The 19,006-nt window shown below is 63.9% G+C and carries 18 protein-coding genes; 2 read left to right on the plus strand and 16 right to left on the minus strand.

Translation table 11 applies throughout. From position 1 onward, the window contains the following. Nucleotides 1-141: 141 nt before the first annotated feature. The 4 genes from QQS38_RS03445 to QQS38_RS03460 all read right to left on the minus strand — a co-directional run bounded on the left by QQS38_RS03445 (nucleotide 142) and on the right by QQS38_RS03460 (nucleotide 3,833). Nucleotides 142-1,077: an electron transfer flavoprotein subunit alpha/FixB family protein gene (locus tag QQS38_RS03445; protein WP_479643949.1), complete on the minus strand. Its 936-nt coding sequence runs from the start codon at nucleotides 1,075-1,077 to the stop codon at nucleotides 142-144. 16 nt (nucleotides 1,078-1,093) lie between these two features. Beyond that, complete coding sequence (locus QQS38_RS03450; RefSeq protein ID WP_479643950.1) at nucleotides 1,094-1,843, minus strand: electron transfer flavoprotein subunit beta/FixA family protein; 750 nt, start codon at nucleotides 1,841-1,843, stop codon at nucleotides 1,094-1,096. Between the two features lie 312 nt (nucleotides 1,844-2,155). Beyond that, the gene (locus QQS38_RS03455; protein ID WP_479643951.1) at nucleotides 2,156-2,809 is read right to left on the minus strand and encodes a methionine ABC transporter permease; all 654 of its coding nucleotides are present in this window, start codon (nucleotides 2,807-2,809) and stop codon (nucleotides 2,156-2,158) included. After that, a complete protein-coding gene (locus QQS38_RS03460) occupies nucleotides 2,799-3,833 on the minus strand; it encodes a methionine ABC transporter ATP-binding protein (RefSeq protein ID WP_479643952.1) in 1,035 nt (344 codons plus the stop codon). Before QQS38_RS03460 ends, QQS38_RS03455 begins: the two co-directional genes overlap by 11 nt. Before the next feature lie 241 nt (nucleotides 3,834-4,074). Here QQS38_RS03460 and QQS38_RS03465 point away from each other — a divergent pair, with 241 nt between their 5' ends. Next, nucleotides 4,075-4,995: a lysophospholipase gene (locus QQS38_RS03465; protein WP_479643953.1), complete on the plus strand. Its 921-nt coding sequence runs from the start codon at nucleotides 4,075-4,077 to the stop codon at nucleotides 4,993-4,995. Between the two features lie 57 nt (nucleotides 4,996-5,052). On the opposite strand, the gene QQS38_RS03470 is transcribed toward QQS38_RS03465, so the two are convergent. Beyond that, nucleotides 5,053-5,868 carry an enoyl-CoA hydratase gene (locus tag QQS38_RS03470; RefSeq protein ID WP_479643954.1) on the minus strand — a complete coding sequence of 272 codons (816 nt, stop codon included), beginning with the start codon at nucleotides 5,866-5,868 and terminating at the stop codon, nucleotides 5,053-5,055. Between the two features lie 97 nt (nucleotides 5,869-5,965). After that, nucleotides 5,966-6,889, minus strand: a complete 924-nt coding sequence (locus QQS38_RS03475) for a histone deacetylase family protein (RefSeq protein WP_479643955.1) — start codon at nucleotides 6,887-6,889, stop codon at nucleotides 5,966-5,968. 301 nt (nucleotides 6,890-7,190) lie between these two features. On the opposite strand from QQS38_RS03475, the gene mltB reads away from it, so the two are divergent. Then, the gene (gene mltB, locus QQS38_RS03480; RefSeq protein ID WP_479643956.1) at nucleotides 7,191-8,621 is read left to right on the plus strand and encodes a lytic murein transglycosylase B; all 1,431 of its coding nucleotides are present in this window, start codon (nucleotides 7,191-7,193) and stop codon (nucleotides 8,619-8,621) included. A 205-nt stretch (nucleotides 8,622-8,826) separates the two neighbouring features. On the opposite strand, the gene QQS38_RS03485 is transcribed toward mltB, so the two are convergent. From QQS38_RS03485 to rpsA, 10 genes are all read right to left on the minus strand, one after another. Then, entirely contained in the window at nucleotides 8,827-9,858 is a 1,032-nt protein-coding gene (locus QQS38_RS03485; protein WP_479643957.1) for a hypothetical protein, read from the minus strand. A gap of 161 nt (nucleotides 9,859-10,019) precedes the next feature. Beyond that, on the minus strand, nucleotides 10,020-10,922 hold the full coding sequence (cysM, locus tag QQS38_RS03490) for a cysteine synthase CysM (protein ID WP_479643958.1): 903 nt from the start codon (nucleotides 10,920-10,922) through the stop codon (nucleotides 10,020-10,022). A gap of 209 nt (nucleotides 10,923-11,131) precedes the next feature. Next, on the minus strand, nucleotides 11,132-11,521 hold the full coding sequence (locus tag QQS38_RS03495; RefSeq protein WP_479643959.1) for a ComEA family DNA-binding protein: 390 nt from the start codon (nucleotides 11,519-11,521) through the stop codon (nucleotides 11,132-11,134). Nucleotides 11,522-11,594: 73 nt separating this feature from the next. Next, nucleotides 11,595-12,587: an ADP-glyceromanno-heptose 6-epimerase gene (gene rfaD, locus QQS38_RS03500; protein ID WP_479643960.1), complete on the minus strand. Its 993-nt coding sequence runs from the start codon at nucleotides 12,585-12,587 to the stop codon at nucleotides 11,595-11,597. 71 nt (nucleotides 12,588-12,658) lie between these two features. Further along, entirely contained in the window at nucleotides 12,659-13,654 is a 996-nt protein-coding gene (gene rfaE1, locus QQS38_RS03505; RefSeq protein ID WP_479644098.1) for a D-glycero-beta-D-manno-heptose-7-phosphate kinase, read from the minus strand. Beyond that, complete coding sequence (locus tag QQS38_RS03510) at nucleotides 13,641-15,047, minus strand: UDP-glucose dehydrogenase family protein (RefSeq protein WP_479643961.1); 1,407 nt, start codon at nucleotides 15,045-15,047, stop codon at nucleotides 13,641-13,643. The genes rfaE1 and QQS38_RS03510 overlap by 14 nt, the downstream gene beginning before the upstream one ends. 22 nt (nucleotides 15,048-15,069) lie before the next feature. Further along, nucleotides 15,070-16,245 carry a lipopolysaccharide assembly protein LapB gene (gene lapB / locus QQS38_RS03515; protein ID WP_479643962.1) on the minus strand — a complete coding sequence of 392 codons (1,176 nt, stop codon included), beginning with the start codon at nucleotides 16,243-16,245 and terminating at the stop codon, nucleotides 15,070-15,072. A 48-nt stretch (nucleotides 16,246-16,293) separates the two neighbouring features. Beyond that, entirely contained in the window at nucleotides 16,294-16,587 is a 294-nt protein-coding gene (locus tag QQS38_RS03520; RefSeq protein WP_479643963.1) for a lipopolysaccharide assembly protein LapA domain-containing protein, read from the minus strand. A gap of 343 nt (nucleotides 16,588-16,930) precedes the next feature. Continuing rightward, on the minus strand, nucleotides 16,931-17,254 hold the full coding sequence (locus QQS38_RS03525) for an integration host factor subunit beta (protein WP_277430924.1): 324 nt from the start codon (nucleotides 17,252-17,254) through the stop codon (nucleotides 16,931-16,933). Nucleotides 17,255-17,277: 23 nt separating this feature from the next. Beyond that, entirely contained in the window at nucleotides 17,278-18,990 is a 1,713-nt protein-coding gene (gene rpsA / locus QQS38_RS03530; protein WP_277430925.1) for a 30S ribosomal protein S1, read from the minus strand. Nucleotides 18,991-19,006: the final 16 nt, after the last annotated feature.

A 19,006-nucleotide genomic window follows, 5' to 3' on the forward strand; every position in this document is an offset into this window, starting at 1 on the left:
GGGCGCCGCTTGCTTTTTGACCGCACGCCGTCGGCTCACGCTCGAAGCGCGCGCTCCAGCGAATCGATCATTAAAAAAGGGGTGCGGCTAAGCCGCACCCCTCCTCTCCTGCATTCCGCCCGCTTCGCGGAGCCAGCGCGTTTAGCCCAAGGCGCTCACGAGTTCAGGCACCAGCGTGAACAAATCGCCGACGAGGCCATAATCGGCCACGCTGAAAATCGGCGCTTCCGGATCCTTGTTGATCGCCACGATCACCTTCGAATCCTTCATGCCCGCCAAGTGCTGAATCGCGCCTGAAATGCCCACCGCCACATACAGTTGCGGCGCGACGATCTTGCCCGTCTGCCCCACTTGGTAGTCGTTCGGCACGTAGCCCGCGTCCACTGCCGCGCGCGATGCGCCGAGCGCCGCGCCCAGCTTATCGGCCAGCGGCTCTAGAACCTTCGTGTAGTTCTCGCCGCTGCCCAGCCCCCGGCCCCCCGAAACGATGATGTTCGCGCTCGTCAGTTCCGGACGATCGAGCTTCGTCACTTCGCGATTCACGAACTGCGAGATACCGCGATCGGCCGCCGCTTCGATCTTCTCGACGGACGCGCCACCACCCTCGGCCGCCACTGCGTCGAAGCCCGTCGCGCGCACCGTGATCACCTTGATCGCGTCGCCCGATTGCACCGTGGCAATGGCGTTGCCAGCATAGATCGGGCGCTCGAACGTATCGGCCGACACGACGGCCGTAATTTCGCTGATCTGCGCCACGTCGAGCTTGGCCGCCACGCGCGGGGCCACGTTCTTGCCGTAAGCCGTAGCCGGCGCCACGATGTGCGAATAATCCTTCGCAATGTTCAGCACGGTCGCTTCGACGTTTTCCGCGAGGCCTTCGGCCAGTTGCGGAGCATCGGCGAGCAGCACCTTCGACACGCCCGCGATCTTGGCCGCGGCATCGGCCGCGCCCTGCGCGTTGTGGCCCGCAACCAGCACGTGAATGTCGCCGCCGATCTTCAGTGCGGCAGCAACGGTGTTCAGCGTCGCGCCTTTGATCGACGCGTTGTCATGTTCGGCAATCACCAGAATCGTCATTTTCTTTCGTCCCCCCTCACAGCACCTTGGCTTCGGTCTTCAGCTTCTCGACCAGCGTTTGCACGTCCGGCACCATCACGCCGGCGCTGCGCTTGGGCGGCTCGGCAACCTTCAGCGTCTTCAAGCGGGGAGCGACGTCCACACCGAGGTCTTCGGGCTTGATCGTTTCCAACGGCTTCTTCTTCGCCTTCATGATGTTGGGCAGCGTGACGTAGCGCGGCTCGTTCAGGCGAAGGTCGGTCGTCACCACGGCCGGCAGCGCGAGCGTCAGCGTCTCGGAGCCGCCGTCCACTTCACGCGCCACCGTCGCACGGCCGTCCGCAATCGTCACCTTCGACGCGAAGGTCGCCTGCGGCAAGCCAGCCAGCGCAGCGAGCATCTGGCCTGTTTGGTTCGAGTCGTCGTCGATCGCCTGCTTGCCGAGGATCACGAGTTGGGGCTGCTCTTTATCGACCAGCGCCTTGAGCAGCTTGGCCACCGCCAACGGCTGCAGATCTTCGTTCGACTCGATCAAGATCGCACGATCGGCGCCGATCGCCAGCGCCGTGCGCAGCGTCTCCTGCGCTTGCGCCACGCCCGCCGACACCGCCACCACTTCGGTGGCCACGCCCGCTTCCTTCAGGCGCACCGCTTCTTCCACGGCAATTTCGTCGAACGGATTCATCGACATCTTCACGTTTGCAATGTCGACGCCCGTGCCGTCCGACTTCACTCGGACCTTGACGTTGTAGTCGACCACGCGCTTGACTGGCACCAAAATTTTCATGCACTCGCTCCAAAGTTACGAATACGTCAACCCAGCGGCCATTATAGCGACAGCCGGTCCCGCGGCCGCACCGCCCGACGCTCGGCAAACTCCCAATGGGCAAAAACGGCTGTGCCGGAGTGACGAACAGCAGCCCGGCGGGGAGCCACCGCTGGCCTGGACAGGCCGGCCAGTCCAGATAGGCGCGGCCAACACCGCAGCCGGCGTGCCGCGCCGCCGCGCTCCTCATTAACGAACGATCGTTTTATTTTATGAGCAAGCAGCCCGAGCGCCAAGCCCGGCTTTCGACCAACGCCTCTAACGCCCGGCAGCTCATCGATGGCTCAGCCGGCGCACGAGCCAGTCGCCGAACGACTGCACCAACTGCACGAAGACGATCAGGATCACGACGACGGTCACCATCACCTCGGGCAGGAACCGTTGATAGCCGTAGCGGATCCCGAGATCGCCCAGGCCGCCGCCCCCGATCGCGCCGGCCATCGCCGAATAGCCGACGAGCGAGACGAACGTGATCGTGAGCCCCGCGACGATGCCCGGCAACGCTTCTGGCAGTAAGACTTTGAAGACGATCTGGCGCGTCGTCGCACCGAGCGCTTCGGCGGTTTCGATGAGGCCGCGGTCGACTTCGCGCAGTGCCGTCTCGACCAACCGCGCGATGAACGGCGCGGCGGCGATCGTGAGCGGCACGACGGCGGCCGCCGTGCCGATCGACGTGCCGACGATCACGCGCGTGAACGGAATCACGGCCACGAGCAGGATGATGAACGGCGTCGATCGCACCGCATTGACGGTCAACCCCATGAAACGGTTCGCTGCGACGCTTTGCAGCACCCCGCCACGATCGGTCAGGAACAGCAGCACGCCGAGCGGCAAACCCGCGAGCGCGCCGAGAAGGCCGGAGATCCCGACCATGACGAGCGTCTCCCAGAACGACTGAACGAACATCGACGACATTTCACTGAACATGCGAGAGCGCCTCCACGACAACGCCTTGCTCGCGCAAGAACGCGAGCGCGGCGTCAAGCTGCTGCGGCTCGCCGTCTGCGAGCACGGCAAGCGAGCCGAACGCGCGCCCTTGAATCTCGTCCACCTGGCCATGCAGGATGTTGAAGTCGAGCGAGTAGCGACGGATCGTCTCCGACAGAATCGGCCGATCGACGCCGCCGCCGGCGAACGCGAGCCGCAATAGCTGGCCTTCGCCGGCCTCGATTTGCGCCGCGACGCGCGCCTTCACGGCGCTCGGCAGCTCGTGCGCGATGACATCGCCGAGCAACGCGCGCGTGACATCGTGACGCGGCTCGAGAAAGACATCGACGACATTGCCCTCTTCCACGATACGACCGGCATCGAGCACGGCGACACGATCGCATACGTCCTTGATCACCTCCATCTGGTGCGTGATGAGCACGATGGTCAGGCCCAATTCGCGATTGATCCGCTTGAGCAGTTCGAGGATCGAGCGCGTCGTTTCGGGATCGAGCGCGGAGGTCGCTTCGTCGGACAGCAAGACCTTCGGCCGGCTCGCCAGCGCTCGGGCAATTCCGACGCGCTGCTTCTGCCCGCCGCTGATGCGTGCGGGATACCGGTCCTTGAGCGGCGTGAGCCCCACGAGCTCGAGCAGCGGCAACACCGTTCGTTCGATATCGGCGCGCTTCATGCCGGCAAGCTCGAGCGGCAAGGCGACGTTATCGAACACCGTGCGCGAACTGAGCAGGTTGAAGTGTTGGAACACCATCCCGATCTCGCGGCGCGCCTCGCGCAACGCCGCCGGCGCCAGTGCGGTCAGCACCTTGCCGTCGACCACGACTTCACCCGCGCTCGGGCGAGTAAGCAGATTGATGGTGCGCACGAGCGTGCTTTTGCCCGCGCCGCTGCGGCCGATGATGCCGAAGATCTGGCCCGCGGCAATACTCAAGTTGATGTCGTGCAGGGCCTCGACCCAGCCGCTCGGACCGGCGAAACGCTGCGAGAGATGACGAAGTTCGATCATGAATGACGAAACGGCGGCGATGGCCCGCCGGCGCGTGCGCACAGGAACCCATCATCCGCCGTCGCAGTTGCGAGAAAAGGTGACGACGTGCAATTTTATCGCACCGCACAAATAGGCTTTAATAATTAATTGCAAGGCCTTAATGAGTTTTCGAAATTAGAGGACGCCACCGCGGAAGTGTCTCGCGGGCTTCGGGAAGCGACCTTATGATCGCGCCCATGCGCCGAGGAGGGGAACCACGATGTCCGAGACAACCGCACTGCCCAACGCCAACGCCCCCGCTGCCCCCAGTGGCGGCGTTCCAGGTGCAGCCGAGCCGCTCGCTATCGCAACGATTCGCACCGCCGACGGCGTCGACCTTGCGCTGTACCGGTGGCCATGCGCTCACCCCGTTCGCGCCACGGTCGCGTTGCTGCATGGCTTGGCCGAGCATGCGGGCCGTTATGCCGCACTGGCCGAGCGGCTCGGCGCATTGGGCATTGAACTCGTCGCCGTCGATTTGCGCGGCCACGGACGCTCGCCCGGCGAACGCACCTGGGTCACGACCTTCGACGACTATCTGTACGACGCCCGCGCCTTGCTAGACGCCGCGGCGCGCCCCGATGCCCCGCTGTTCCTCATGGGTCACAGCATGGGCGGCACGATCGCCACATTGTTTGCAATTGAGCGGATGGAAGCGTTCGAGCACGCCGGCAAGCGGGTGACGGGGCTGATTCTCTCGAGCCCCGCGCTTGCACCGGGCAAGGACGTACCCCGCTGGATGCTTGCGGCGAGCCGGATCGTGAGCCGCCTCTGGCCGCGCTACCAGGCGATGAAGATCGAGCCTGCGCTGCTTTCGCGCGACGCGGGCGTCGTCCAAGCGAACCGCCTCGACCCGCTCGTGCATCACGGCGCCGTCCCGGCGCGCACGGGCGCGCAGATCCTCGAAGCGATGGCGCGCATCGAGCACGGCCGAGCGTCGCTGCACGTGCCGGTGCTCGTCTATCACGGCACGGCCGACAAACTGACCGAGCCCGATGGCAGTCGCACGTTCATCGAGCACGTCGGCGCCGTCGATCGAACGCTCTTGCTCTATGAAGGCGCGTACCACGAAACCATGAACGACCTCGATGGAGACAATGTCATCGATGCGCTGACGCAGTGGATCCTCGCTCACCTCTGAAAGAATGCCGTTCACGGTAGCTGTCGAACGCGGCGGCGCCGTGGTCCATGCCGTGCGTCAGGCGCGCCAGTTGGGCGTGCGCTTTTCGATGAACGCCTGCATGCCCTCCTGCGCGACTGGGTCGTTCGCATTGCAGGCGATCGTCTGACCGGCCATCTGATAGGCGGCTTCGATCCCCGTCTCCAGTTGCCGATAGAACAGCGACTTGCCCATGCTCACGGCGGCGGCCGGTTTGTCGCAGATGCGTTTGGCCAGCGCGGCGACATCGGTGTCGAGCGCATCGAGCGGCGTCATATGGTTGATCAGCCCGAGTTCGCGCGCCTTGGCCGCATCGATGAAATCGCCGGTCATGAGCATCTCGAACGCCGCTTTGCGAGGGATATTGCGCGAGAGCGGCACGGCCGGCGTCGAGCAGAACAAGCCGTAATGGATGCCCGAAGTCGCGAAACGCGCCGTATCGGCCGCCACCGCGAGATCGCACATGGCGACGAGTTGGCAGCCCGCCGCCGTGGCGATGCCCTGCACGCGCGCGATGACGGGCTGCGGCATTCGCTGAATCGTCATCATCAGCGCGGAACAACGCCCGAAGAGCCGCTGATAGAACTCGAGCGAAGGCGTCGCTCGCAACTCCTTCAAGTCGTGTCCGGCACAATACGCGCGCCCTTCGGCCGCGAGCACGACGACGCGCGCATCCGATTGCGCGATCGCGGAAAGCGCCGCCTGCAACTGCTCGATCAGATCTTCCGAGAGCGCATTGAAGGCGTCGGGGCGATTGAGCGTGACTCGCACGACGCCGGCGAGCCCGTACGCGTCGCGCTCGATCAAGAGCGCTTCCGAAGTGCAAGGCGAAGAAGAGGAAGAGGGGGGATTCATGATGCGCTCGCTCCTGGCAACAAGTAACAAATGCGGTCGGTCGTGGCTTCGTGCTTCAGCGCGCCTGCAGCGCGCTTCCCGGGCGCTCGGGCGGGCTTCAAATTCCAGCCAACGCGCGCAAGTGTGCGACGACGCTGCGGCCGAGCGCCGACAAGTTATAGCCTCCTTCGAGACAGCTAACGATACGGCCGCGTGCGTAGCGCTCGGCGATGCGGCGAATTTGATCCGTGATCCACGTGTAGTCGTCCTCGACGAGTCCCATATTCCCGAGATCGTCTTCCCGGTGCGCGTCGAAGCCGGCCGATACGAAGATCATCTCGGGCTTGAACGCTTCGAGCCGCGGCAGCCACACGAGGTCGATCGCTTCGCGCACCGCAGCGCCCGGCGTGCGCGCCGGCATCGGCAAATTGGCCATGTTGGGCGCTTGGTTGTCGGCGCCGCTGAACGGATAGAACGGGTGTTGAAAGAAACTGCACATCAGCACGCGCTCGTCGCCGGCAAAAGCCGCCTCGGTGCCGTTGCCGTGATGCACGTCGAAGTCGACGACGGCCACGCGCGCCAGGCCGCGCACTTCGAGCGCGTGACGCGCAGCGATCGCGACGTTGTTGAAGAAGCAAAACCCCATCGCACGAGCGGGCTCCGCATGATGTCCTGGCGGGCGCACGGCGCAGAACGCGTTGTCGTACCGCCCGTCGATCACGGCGTCGGTCGCCGCGACGGCCGCGCCCGCCGCCCGCAGCGCGGCCTGCCACGTATGCGGGTTCATGGCGGTATCGGGATCGATCCACGCATGGCCCTCGCGCGGCGCGCTGCGTTCGATGAAATCGATATGTGCGCGGGTATGCACCCGTGCGAGATCGGCCACTCGCGCGAGCGGCGCGCTCTCGCGCTCGATGAATTCGGCGATGCGGCTCGCGATCAACTGATCCTCGATCGCGACGAGACGCTCGGGACATTCCGGATGCCCGCGCCCCATCTCGTGCAGCAGGCAGTCGGGGTGTGAGTAGACAGCGGTGGCCATGATCGTTCGTTTGCCGCGGTCGCGGCATGTCTCCTAGTTAACGTCGTCGGCCGTGCGTCGCAGGTGCGGCCGCGGACCGAACTACGTTACCACAGGCGGCGGTGCGCGTTCCCGGGCGCCTCGTTTGCACGGTGCGGCAACCGGCCTTGACGCGCTATCTCGGCGCGCGCCGCGCTTGCCTGCGGTTCCTCCTGCGCCGACCGTTCGCTATACTGCGCCGAACGCCAAGACGAGTTCGCGGTCGCGCACTTCGGTGCGCCTCCGAACCCGAGCGGTCCGTCGCCCCCTTTCGCTCTCTTTTATGACCGGTCAACTTGCATCGCCCGCTGTGCCACGCCGGCGCCTCGCCGTTCTTCTCGCCCTGATGCTGGGCGCCGCCGTTTCGTCGCAAAGCGGCTACGCCCAGAACGCTCACACCACCAAGCACCCAACTCATCTTGCGCAAGGTCGGCAGCCACAATCGGCCTCGCCCGGCACGACCTTCGAAGAAGAGATCATTCCCCAGCGCTACGCAGCCAACGCGGACGTCAACGCGTTCATCGACGACATGGTGGCGCGCTACGACTTCGACGCCGCGGCGCTGCACGCGTTGTTCGCCGGCGTGAGCTACTCGGCTACCGCCGTCAAGCTCGTCACGCCAGCGCCTACGCCGTTCGTCAAGAATTGGCATGTCTATCAGGCGCGCTTCCTCGATCCCGTGCGCATCAACGCGGGCGTCAAATTCTGGCGCGAGAATCGCGCAACGCTGCAACGCGCCTACGAGCAATTCGGCGTGCCGCCTGAAATCGTGGTCGGCATTATTGGCGTCGAGACGATATACGGCCGCTACATGGGCAACTTCCGCGTGCTCGACGCGCTTACGACGCTCGCGTTCGACTATCCGAACACGCCGAACCGCGCCGAGCGCGAAATGACTTTTCGCAAGAACCTCGTGGACTATCTCGTCTGGACGCGCGACGCCCAGATCGACCCGACGACGGTGCTCGGTTCGTACACGGGCGCCATCGGGATTCCTCAATTCTTGCCAAGCAGCATCGTCAAGTACGCGGTCGATTTCGAAGGCAACAAGCGGATCGATCTGCGCACGAGCAAAGCGGACGCAATCGGCAGCGTGGCCAACTATCTGAAGGAAAACGGCTGGGAGAGCGGGCAGCCGGTCGTATGGCAGATCGCGCACGACGCCGGCAGCATCGGCGTCGCGCAGGCCGCCGCCGATGGGCAGCCGCAGCCGCATTGGCCGCTCGCGCAACTGCTGCGCGCCGGCATGCTGCTCGATCAGCCGGGGCTCGATTCGACTTCGGAAGCCAGCACGCCCGTCACGGTGATCGATTTGCCGACACCCGGCGAACCGACCGAGTACATGCTCGGACTGCAGAATTTCTATGCGCTCACGCGCTATAACCGCAGCTTCTTCTACGCGCTCGCCGTGTACGAGCTCGGTCAGCGCGTCAAGGCCCGTATCGAGCAAGAAGATGGAGGCGTCCCGGGCTCCGGTTCGACTTCGCCTTCGACTTCTTCCGCACTGGCGCCGACTCGAACTGCAGGTCCGGCTGCGGCGCCCAACCCCCAAGCAAGCCCGGCTGCGCAATCCGGTGCCTTTGCGCCGACTGCGCCGGCATCGGCACCGTCTGCTTCGTCCGATCCATGGGTCGGCGCTCAGCCGCCACAAGCGCCGCAACCACCACAAACGCCGCCAATGCCGCAAGGAACGCCGCAAACTCCGCAGCAATAATTGCGGCAATAACAGCGGCACGACCGGCCAGCCGATCGCGGCGGCGCAAGCGCGCTTTCGTCCGCCGCTGCATCTGCTCGTGTACCGCATCCGCTGCATCCGCCGCTAGCGCGGCAATGACAAACGCCGCAACAAGAGCGGCAGGCCTGGCATCGCCCGTGACCAGGACTACCCGTGACCCATTGTCGCGCCCGAGCGCTGCGCGTCAGAACGTTAAGCTCGCACTCGTCGGCGTCACCGTGACGCCATAGTTGCAAACGGGCGCGCCGTTTTGCAGCAGCCCGCTCGCGGCCCAGTGAACTTTGCCGATGCGCTTCTTTTCGACATCGAGCAGCGAAATTTGCGTAAAGTCGACGAAGCCGTTGCTCGAGTATTGGTCGCATGCCCCAACCCCGTAGACTTCGACGACGCCCGCAAACGCCCAATCGAACCTTTGCCCATAGCTGCTCGTTTTCCTCAGGGTGGAAGAGCGGCCGTTCGTCTTATCGATCGTCGCGATATCCCACGTCGAGCACACTTGCCCCGCCGGGCAGTCGCCGGCGATCTTGCCGACGATCGAATCGCCCGTTGCGACCGGCTCCGGCACGCTGTGGTCGACGTTGCCGCCCCGGCAGCAATTCCAACTCGTGATGGTCCATGCGTGGTCGTTGAAGCCATTCCAACCGAGCACCGGCTGCAAAATGCTGACGATGTTCTCGTAGTCCTCCAGCCCGGGAAAGTAGTACAGCACTTGGCCGACATCCGACGCCGGTGCGGACGGCACGAACCAGTGCGAGCTAACTCCGCCGAACGTCGCTTTGTCGTGGTACCAACTCGCTTCGAGCCAACCGTCCACTCGTGGCGGTAGATTTGCGCTGCTCGCGGGCGGCGTTACCCCCGGCGCCGTCGACATGCCGGGCTCGATCCGGTTACCGCTTTTGCCATAGCGTGCATAGCCGCAGGTGTGAGCCGGCGAACGGGTGCCGTCGGCATGCTGGACCCGCCCGTCGGCGAGCACGATGTCGGAGCGGCCGACCGTACGCACGCAGGAAGGGTGAAAGTAGCCGAAGGGGGTAATGACATAGTCTCGAGGCACGTCGCGGGGTGCATCATGCGCAAGCGTTAGCGTGGGCCCCGACGCAGCCGAGGCCACGTCGGCCCAGCCTGCGGCCGGCACGGCGCAATACAGAACGATGCCTAAGAAGAGGAAAGCGAGTGCGCCGATTCGTGCGATCGGCGTCTTAATGCAATGTCCCATATCGGCTCCGGTCGAGCGGTCGAGATCGTCGCGCCCTCGTGGGGCGCGACGCGGTGGCTCTGGTCGACTGGCAATATAGGACGCGCCTTCAGCGAGACATAGCTATCCAGACGAATAGGTGCGCATTCGATGGGAAACGCAATTTGCGGGGCGCACGCCCGTCAAGCCGGAAACACGCCTGTCGATAGGTACCGATCGCCGCGATCGCACACGATGAACACGATCGTCGCGTTCTCGACTTGACGCGCCACGCGCAGCGCAACCTCGCACGCGCCGCCCGACGAGATTCCGCAGAAGATCCCCTCGACGGCGGCCAAGCGTCGCGCCATGGTCTCGGCGGCAGCCTGCGAGACGTTCTCGGTGCGATCGACCGCCGCGCGATCGAAGATTTTCGGCATATAGGCCTCGGGCCACTTACGGATGCCCGGAATGCGCGAACCTTCCTCGGGCTGCGCCCCGATGATCTCGATTGCCCCGTTCTGCTCTTTCAAATAGCGCGAGACACCCATGATCGTGCCGGTCGTACCCATCGACGAGACGAAGTGAGTGACGCGCCCTTCTGTATCGCGCCAAATCTCAGGCCCCGTCGCTTCGTAATGCGCGGCCGGATTGTCGGGGTTCGCGAACTGATCGAGAATGATGCCGCGTCCGTCGCGCTGCATTTGTTCGGCGAGATCGCGCGCATATTCCATCCCACCTTTCACCGGCGTCAACACGATTTCGGCGCCGTAAGCGGCCATGCTCTGGCGCCGCTCGACCGATAGATCCTCGGGCATCAGCAAGACCATCTTGTAGCCGCGGATCGCCGCCGCCATGGCGAGCGCGATACCGGTGTTGCCGCTCGTCGCTTCGATCAGCGTGTCGCCCGGCTTGATGCGGCCGCGCGCCTCCGCTTTCTTGATCATCGACAGGGCCGGGCGATCTTTCACGGAGCCTGCGGGATTGTTCCCTTCGAGCTTCGCGAGCACGACGTTGTTGCGGCTGCGGATCTCGTCGTCGGACACGCGGACGAGTTGGACCAGCGGCGTATTGCCGATCGTGTCTTCGATGGTTTTGTAAGGCATAGGCGTGACGCGCGACGCGCGCTCATCTCTGGCAATGGGAATGAGCCGATTGTAAAGCACGCGGCGAGCAACCGCCGCGTAGGGTCTTTTGGCACACGCGGCAACCGCGCCCATCAGCAAAAAACCCGCGTACGAACGCGGGAAACCGTCAAAGCCGCATGACGGCTGAAGGAGCCGGTAGAGCGCCTCCCGCGCCCGACGACGAACGCTCAGCGCTTGATAGAAACCGGATCGGCCGCGATGCGCTCGCGTCGCGCGACGCCGGCGGTCTCGGCGCCTTTGATCTCGCGACCGGTCGATGCCAATGAGTCCGAGGCCCGTTCCCAGTGCGTTTGCGAGCCGACCGTGAGCCCTTGGGCGCGCAGGCGCTCGACCGTTTGGCCGCCCATGCCTTTGACGCGGCGGCTCAGATCGCCTGCGTCCAGGAACGGACCGCCCGTGGCGCGTTCTTCGACGATCGCTCGCGCCTTGACCGGACCGATGCCCTTGATCGCGCGCAACGCCGCCTCGTCGGCGGCATTGACCTCGACAGCGTGAGCAAAAAGGGAAACGAATGCTGCGACGAGGGGCGCCGCGAAAAAAAGAACGTGCTTGAACATGGGACCTCCGTGCAAAATGCCGGGCGGCGAGCGCCGACCGAGAAGCCCCAGTCTAAGCAGTGCGCGCCGCCGATTACAGCTGGCCGGATAGCCAACGTACATAGCGGTCGACGCCTTCTTGCACGGTTAGGAAAGGCGCGTCGTAGCCGGCCGCGCGCAAGCGTCCGAGGTCCGCCTGCGTGAAGCATTGATACTTGCCGCGCAGTGCATCGGGGAACGGCACGTATTCGACGAGCCCGCGCTGGACCATCTCGGCCAACGAAAGCGCCGGTTGACCCTCGAGTGCGCGCAGCGTGTTCACGACGGAGGAAGCGATATCGTTGAAAGGTTGAGCTCGGCCGGTGCCGAGGTTGAAAATGCCCGATTTCTCGGGATGGTCGAAGAAAAATAAATTGACCTTCGCGACGTCCTCGACGGAGACGAAATCGCGCGTCTGCTCGCCCGCGGCGTAACCGTTGTATTCGCCGAACAGCTTGACCTTGCCCTCGGCGCGAAACTGGTTGAAGTTGTGAAACGCGACGGATGCCATGCGGCCCTTATGCGCTTCGCGCGGGCCGTACACGTTGAAGTAGCGAAAGCCCACGATTTGGCTGTGCGCAGCAGGCATGACGCGACGCACTATCTGATCGAAAAGAAACTTCGAATAGCCGTAGACATTGAGCGGCGCTTCGACCGCACGCTCTTCGACGAAGCGGCTCGAGCCGCCGTAGATCGCCGCCGACGACGCATAGAGAAACTGCGCCCCCTGCGCCAGGCACGCGTCGAGCACGGCGCGGCTGTAGCGGAAATTGTTCTCCATCATGTAGCGGCCGTCGGTTTCCATCGTGTCCGAACATGCGCCCTCGTGGAATACGGCCCGCACTTTGCCGAATTCGCCGCGCGCGAAGCGCTCGACGAATTCGGTCTTGTCGAGGTAATCGTCGATTTCGCAATCGACGAGGTTCTTGAATTTGTCGGCACGCGAGAGGTTGTCGACGGCGATGATGCGAGTCTCGCCGCGCTCGTTCAGTGCCTTGACGAGATTGGCGCCGATGAACCCGGCGGCTCCGGTGACGATGAGAGTCATGATCGTGGTAGCGGTTATTCGATAACGGTGATGGGCGCAGGCCTCTTGCGGCGGTGTGGGCTAGCCGGTAATTAGCGCGGGTCGGCGCCGAACAGCTCGTCGTAATCGACGGTGGCCGTTCCGAGCTTGCCGACGACGATCCCGGCCGCCCGGTTCGCCAGCGTGACGGCGGCCACCAGCGGAAGCTTCGCCGCGAGCATGACGGCCAACGTGGCGATGACGGTGTCGCCGGCCCCGGAGACGTCATACACTTCGCGCGCGACGGCCGGTGCGGTCAACACGGCGCCGTCGGCCGTAAACAGCGTCATGCCCTCCTCCGATCGCGTCAGCAACAACGACTCGATGTCGAGCGATGCACGCAATGCGTCGACGCGCGAGCGCAAATCGTCTTCCGATTTCCAGTGACCCACCACCTCGCGCAACTCGGCGCGATTCGGCGTGATCAGCGTGGCGCCGCGATAGCGCTCCCAGTCGTCGCCTTTCGGATCCACGAGCACCGGCTTGCCGGCTGCGCGGGCCTTGGCGATCATCTGCGTGACATGGGTCAAGCCGCCCTTCGCGTAGTCGGACAGCAAGATCACGTCGTGCGAGGCAAGCAGCGCGTCAAAGCGCGCAAGCCCCGCCAACAGCGCTTCGTGCGTCGGCGTCTTCTCGAAATCGACGCGCAGTAGCTGCTGCTGGCGCGAGAGAACGCGCAGCTTGATCGTCGTCGGCAATTCGGGATCGCGCTCCAAATGCGTCGCTACACCCGTCGCTTTGAGGAGTTCGACGATGCGCTCGCCGGGCTCGTCGTGGCCGACGACACAGAGCAGCCCAGCGCGCGCGCCGAGCGCCGCCACATTGCGGGCAACGTTCGCCGCGCCGCCCAAGCGGTCTTCCTGCCGCTGGACATGCACGACCGGTACCGGCGCTTCGGGCGAAATGCGATTGACGTCGCCGAACCAGTAGCGATCGAGCATGACGTCGCCGACGATCAGCACCCGGGCCTCGCCCAGCTGTTCGCGCGACACGCGCGCGACGCCGGCCTCGCGAGCAGCCGGCTCTGTCGATGGCTCAGACCCGTGCATCGCTTGCGGTATTGACTTGGACATAGGGACGTCCGATTGCGTAGTAGTCGATGCCGAGCTCGGCCATCGCCAACGGTTCGTAGAGGTTGCGGCCATCGAAAATCACGGGCGCTTTCAGCACGGATTTCAAGTGCGCGAAATCGGGGCTCTTGAACTCCTTCCACTCGGTGACGATGACTAGCGCATCGGCGCCCGAGAGCGTCTCGTCCTGCGATTTCGCGAACGTCAAGCGCGCGAGCGCGTCCGGCGCATCGGCCAAATCGAGCGGGAAGACGCGGCGCGCCTCCTCGATCGCGACAGGATCGTAGGCCTGCACCTTTGCGCCGCGCGCGAGCAACGCCGCAATCAAGCGCCGGCTCGGCGCTTCGCGCATATCGTCCGTATTGGGCTTGAACGCGAGCCCCCAGACGGCGAACGTGCGGCCGGTCAGATCCGCGCCGAGGCGCTTGACGATCTTTTCGACGAGCACTTGCTTTTGATCGTGATTGACTTCTTCCACCGCTTCGAGAATGCGCAGCCGTTGTCCGTTCTCGCTCGCCGTGCGCACGAGCGCCTGCACGTCCTTGGGAAAGCATGAGCCGCCGTAGCCGGCGCCCGCGTAGAGGAAGTGGTAACCGATACGCGGGTCGGAACCGATGCCGCGCCGCACGGCCTCGATGTCGGCGCCCACGCGATCGGCCAGATTCGACATTTCGTTCATGAAGGAGATGCGCGTCGCGAGCATGGCGTTGGCGGCATACTTCGTGAACTCGGCCGAGCGCACGTCCATATACAGCGTGCGCTCGTGATTGCGGTTGAACGGCGCATACAGCCGCTTCATCTTCTCGCGTGCGATGAGTCCCGCATCGTCGTCGTCGATGCCGATGACGATGCGGTCAGGCCGCATGAAATCGTCGACGGCGGCCCCTTCTTTCAGAAACTCCGGGTTCGATACGACCGAGAAGCAATGGGCCGCGCTCGCACCCAAGCCGCGCGCATCGAGTTCAGCCGCAATCACGGCCCGCACGCGCTCCGCCGTGCCCACGGGCACCGTCGATTTGTCGACGACGACCTTGAACCCGTTCGAATAACGGCCGATATTGCGCGCCGCTTCGAGCACGTATTGCAAATCGGCGGAACCGTCCTCGTCGGGCGGCGTGCCGACCGCGATGAATTGCACGTCGCCGTGCTCGACGCTCGCCTTCACATCGGTCGAGAACGTGATACGGCCGTGGGCGCGCGTACGCGCGATGATTTCTTGCAAACCCGGCTCGTGAATCGGCACCCCGCCCTTGTTCAGGATGTCGATCTTGCGCGGATCGACGTCGAGGCAGAAAACGTCGTTGCCGATTTCGGCCAAGCAAGCGCCCGTGACGAGACCGACGTAGCCCGTGCCGATGATGGTGATTTTCATACGCGTTCCGATGGTGGATGCTTCAAGCTTGCGCTGCAATGGGCTCTATGCGGCGTGGCGCATAGGTTTCCCAGCCGCTGCAGCCGGGGCACTGCCAATAGAACAGACGCGCCCGGAAACCGCAATTTTGGCATGTGTAACGTGGCAGATTTTTGGTGCGCTGCTTGATCAGCGTGCGCATCAATTCGAGTTCTCCGCGTCGCGGCTCCTCGGCCGATTCGATTTGCGCATCGAGCAAGCGCGTCATGCCCGACAGGTTCGGCGCGGTCTGCATCTGCGTGCGCGCCAGCGCATGCGCCACTTCGGTTCCGCACAGCTGGGCGACATGCGGATAAGCGACATCGAGCAAATCGCTGGAACCGTATTGCTTGACGTAGCCTTCGAGCAAGGCGGCGCCTTCCTGCGGGCGCGAGAGCGCCGCATACGCCTTCATCAGCTTTTCGGCCACGAGCGGCAAGTACGACGGATTCTGGGATTCGACGCGGCGCCAGGCGTCGATCGCCGCATCGTAATCGCCGCGCGCCTGCGCGACGTCGCCGCGCAGAATCGTCGCCCGCACATTGCTCGGATTGGCCTCGAGGGCTAAATCGAGCTGACTCGATGCCTGCGCGGCGTCCTTGCGCTGCAAGGCCTCCTGAGCAAGCTCGCAATGAAATTGCGCGACCTCCTTGGCAAGCGAATCCGCGCCCATCGTCTCGAGCCGCCGCGCGGCGTCGATCGCCTTGGTCCAGTCTTTCTCGATTTCGTAGATCGTCAGCAGGGCGCGTTGCGCGTCGCGTGCGTATTCCCCGGCGTCGAGCCGGCTCAACGCCTCCTCCGCCCGATCGAGCAGCCCGGCCTTCAAGAAATCCTGCCCCAACTCGAACAACGCGTGATCGCGCTCGCTCACCGGTAAATCCGCGCGGCTCAACAGGTTCTGATGAATGCGGATGGCACGGTCGGTTTCGCCGCGACGACGAAACAGATTGCCGAGCGCGAAATGCAGTTCGATCGTCTCCGGATCGAGCTTCACGACTTCGATGAACGCGTCGATCGCCTGGTCCGGCTGTTCATTCAGAAGAAAGTTCAAGCCGCGAAAGTAGGAGCGCGGCAAGTTGGCGCTTTCGGACAACAGCGTCTTCAAATCGTAGCGCGAGGCCATCCATCCGAGCGCGAAAGCGACGGGGACCACCAGCAGCCACCAAAAATCGAGATCCATGCGAAGGTCGAGGAAGCGAGGATGAGAGCGCGCGTGCGTGCCGCGCGCTTAGATAACGGGGGGCATCGGCGGCTCGACGACAGCGGGCGGCGTGTTCTCGCTGGCTGCGCGCAACGCTCGCCGCAAGCGGCCATTTTCCAGCCGAAGCCGTACCACCGCGGGTAGCGCCGAGACGAGGCCGGCCAGCAACCCCACGAGGAAAAACGCGAGGCCGATCAAGATGAGCGGCGCCTGCCACGCATATCCGGCAAACGAGATCGACGTGTTCTGGGTATTGCCCATCGCGAGAACGAGCAGGACGACGAACACGAGCACACGGATCAACCAGACGATAAGTTTCATAAGCGTTCTCTTGGCGGCGACTGCGATTGTCGTGCCGGCGTCGATACCTTCGCTGCCGGCGCTGCGCCTGGCGCCAAGGCGCCCGACGCCCGGACAAAAGTGCCCGTATTGTAATGGAAACGATGCTGACCAGGCCGCGCCGCGCGGCTGCGTCGCCCCGGGGAGCACCGAACCCGCGCAGCCAGCCCGGCGCCAGCATGAAGGGGGCGCAAGAAATAAAAAAGCGCCCGAAGGCGCTTTTTGTACCGTTTTGCCGGTTCTCACTGTCGGCCTTGGCGTCGACGACGCCATCGACAATCGCGATCTTCGCGTTGCGAACGCCACCTCGGGGGCGGCATGGCACTCAAAGATCGTCGTCAGCCGAATCGAGCTTCAGTGGCTCGCCGGCCCGGCCGTCCACCCGCTCGCGCAGTTCCTTGCCGGGCTTGAAGTGCGGCACGTGCTTTTCGGGCACGTGCACCTTCTCGCCCGATTTCGGGTTACGCCCGACGCGGGACGGGCGACGGTTCAGACCGAAGCTGCCGAAGCCGCGAATTTCAATGCGATGCCCTTTGGCCAAGGCCTCCGACATCGCATCGAGCATCGTCTTGACCGCGAAATCCGCATCCTTGAGAACAAGTTGCGGAAATCGCGCTGCCAACTGGGCGACCAATTCCGATTTGGTCATACTGCGGCAGACCTCTCAAAGGCTTACTGATTCTGGCCGTCGAGCTTGGCCTTGAGCAACGCGCCGAGATTGGTCGTGCCCGTTGCCGCCGAACTCGTATCGGCCGCCAGGCCGCGAATCGCTTCTTGCTGCTCGGCCGAATCCTTGGCCTTGATCGACAGGTTGATGCCGCGCGACTTGCGATCGATGTTGATGATCATCGCGTTGACCTTGTCGCCTTCCTTCAGCACGTTGCGAGCATCTTCCACGCGATCTTGCGCGATTTCCGACGCGCGCAGGTAGCCTTCGACGTCCGCCGTCAGCGCAACCACCGCGCCCTTGGCATCCACCGACTTCACCGTGCCGTCGACGATCGAACCCTTGTCGTTCATGGCAACGAAGTTGCTGAACGGATCGCCTTCGAGTTGCTTGATGCCCAGCGAAATGCGTTCCTTCTCGACGTCGATGCCGAGCACGACCGCTTCCACTTCGTCGCCCTTCTTGTACTTGCGCACGGCTTCTTCGCCGGCTTCGCTCCACGACAGATCCGACAGGTGAACGAGACCGTCGATGCCGCCGGGCAGACCGATGAACACGCCGAAGTCGGTGATCGACTTGATCGCGCCGCTGATCTTGTCGCCCTTCTTGAAGTTGCGGCTGAAGTCATCCCACGGATTCGGCTTGCACTGCTTCATGCCGAGGCTGATACGACGGCGGTCTTCGTCGATCTCGAGCACCATGACTTCGACTTCGTCGCCGAGCTGAACGACCTTCGACGGAGCGACGTTCTTGTTCGTCCAGTCCATTTCGGAAACGTGAACGAGGCCTTCGATGCCCGATTCCACTTCGACGAACGCGCCGTAATCGGTGATGTTCGTGACCTTGCCGAACAGACGCGTGCCCGACGGGTAGCGGCGCGAAATGCCTTCCCACGGATCGTCGCCGAGTTGCTTGATACCCAGCGAAACGCGGTTCTTCTCTTGATCGAACTTGAGGATCTTGGCCGTGACTTCTTGGCCGACCGACAACACTTCGCTCGGATGACGCACGCGACGCCATGCGATGTCGGTGATGTGGAGCAGGCCGTCGATGCCGCCCAGATCCACGAACGCGCCGTAATCGGTGATGTTCTTGACCACGCCGTTGACGATCGCGCCTTCCTTGAGCGTCTCGAGGAGCTTCGCACGCTCTTCGCCCTGCGTCGCTTCGATGACGGCGCGGCGCGACAGCACGACGTTGTTGCGCTTGCGGTCGAGCTTGATGACGCGGAATTCGAGCGTCTTGCCTTCGTACGGGGTCGTATCCTTGACGGGACGCGTATCGACGAGCGAACCCGGCAGGAACGCGCGGATGCCGTTGACCATGACGGTCATGCCGCCCTTGACCTTGCCCGTGATCGTGCCGGTCACGAGTTCGTTGTTGTCGAGCGCTTTTTCCAGCGACAGCCACGAAGCGAGACGCTTGGCCTTGTCGCGCGACAGAATCGTGTCGCCATAACCGTTTTCGAGCGCGTCGATCGCGACCGAAACGAAGTCGCCCGCCTGCACTTCTACCTCGCCCGCGTCGTTCAAGAACTCTTCGAGCGGGATGTAGGCTTCGGACTTGAGACCTGCATTGACGACCACGAAGTTGTGGTCGACACGCACGACTTCGGCGGAAATCACTTCGCCGGCGCGCATGTCTTGCTTGGTCAACGACTCCTCGAAGAGGGCCGCAAAAGATTCGGTGTTCGGGTTGGAAGTTTGCAGGTCGGACATAAAAATCGTAAATGCA

Source organism: Trinickia sp. Z7 (assembly GCF_056498045.1).

Bases quoted from the DNA above. Each gene is read 5' to 3' on its own strand.
- QQS38_RS03445 (WP_479643949.1), bottom strand. From the start codon at position 1,077: ATGACGATTCTGGTGATTGCCGAACATGACAACGCGTCGATCAAAGGC.
- QQS38_RS03450 (WP_479643950.1), bottom strand. From the start codon at position 1,843: ATGAAAATTTTGGTGCCAGTCAAGCGCGTGGTCGACTACAACGTCAAG.
- QQS38_RS03455 (WP_479643951.1), bottom strand. From the start codon at position 2,809: ATGTTCAGTGAAATGTCGTCGATGTTCGTTCAGTCGTTCTGGGAGACG.
- QQS38_RS03460 (WP_479643952.1), bottom strand. From the start codon at position 3,833: ATGATCGAACTTCGTCATCTCTCGCAGCGTTTCGCCGGTCCGAGCGGC.
- QQS38_RS03465 (WP_479643953.1), top strand. From the start codon at position 4,075: ATGTCCGAGACAACCGCACTGCCCAACGCCAACGCCCCCGCTGCCCCC.
- QQS38_RS03470 (WP_479643954.1), bottom strand. From the start codon at position 5,868: ATGAATCCCCCCTCTTCCTCTTCTTCGCCTTGCACTTCGGAAGCGCTC.
- QQS38_RS03475 (WP_479643955.1), bottom strand. From the start codon at position 6,889: ATGGCCACCGCTGTCTACTCACACCCCGACTGCCTGCTGCACGAGATG.
- mltB (WP_479643956.1), top strand. From the start codon at position 7,191: ATGACCGGTCAACTTGCATCGCCCGCTGTGCCACGCCGGCGCCTCGCC.
- QQS38_RS03485 (WP_479643957.1), bottom strand. From the start codon at position 9,858: ATGGGACATTGCATTAAGACGCCGATCGCACGAATCGGCGCACTCGCT.
- cysM (WP_479643958.1), bottom strand. From the start codon at position 10,922: ATGCCTTACAAAACCATCGAAGACACGATCGGCAATACGCCGCTGGTC.
- QQS38_RS03495 (WP_479643959.1), bottom strand. From the start codon at position 11,521: ATGTTCAAGCACGTTCTTTTTTTCGCGGCGCCCCTCGTCGCAGCATTC.
- rfaD (WP_479643960.1), bottom strand. From the start codon at position 12,587: ATGACTCTCATCGTCACCGGAGCCGCCGGGTTCATCGGCGCCAATCTC.
- rfaE1 (WP_479644098.1), bottom strand. From the start codon at position 13,654: ATGCACGGGTCTGAGCCATCGACAGAGCCGGCTGCTCGCGAGGCCGGC.
- QQS38_RS03510 (WP_479643961.1), bottom strand. From the start codon at position 15,047: ATGAAAATCACCATCATCGGCACGGGCTACGTCGGTCTCGTCACGGGC.
- lapB (WP_479643962.1), bottom strand. From the start codon at position 16,245: ATGGATCTCGATTTTTGGTGGCTGCTGGTGGTCCCCGTCGCTTTCGCG.
- QQS38_RS03520 (WP_479643963.1), bottom strand. From the start codon at position 16,587: ATGAAACTTATCGTCTGGTTGATCCGTGTGCTCGTGTTCGTCGTCCTG.
- QQS38_RS03525 (WP_277430924.1), bottom strand. From the start codon at position 17,254: ATGACCAAATCGGAATTGGTCGCCCAGTTGGCAGCGCGATTTCCGCAA.
- rpsA (WP_277430925.1), bottom strand. From the start codon at position 18,990: ATGTCCGACCTGCAAACTTCCAACCCGAACACCGAATCTTTTGCGGCC.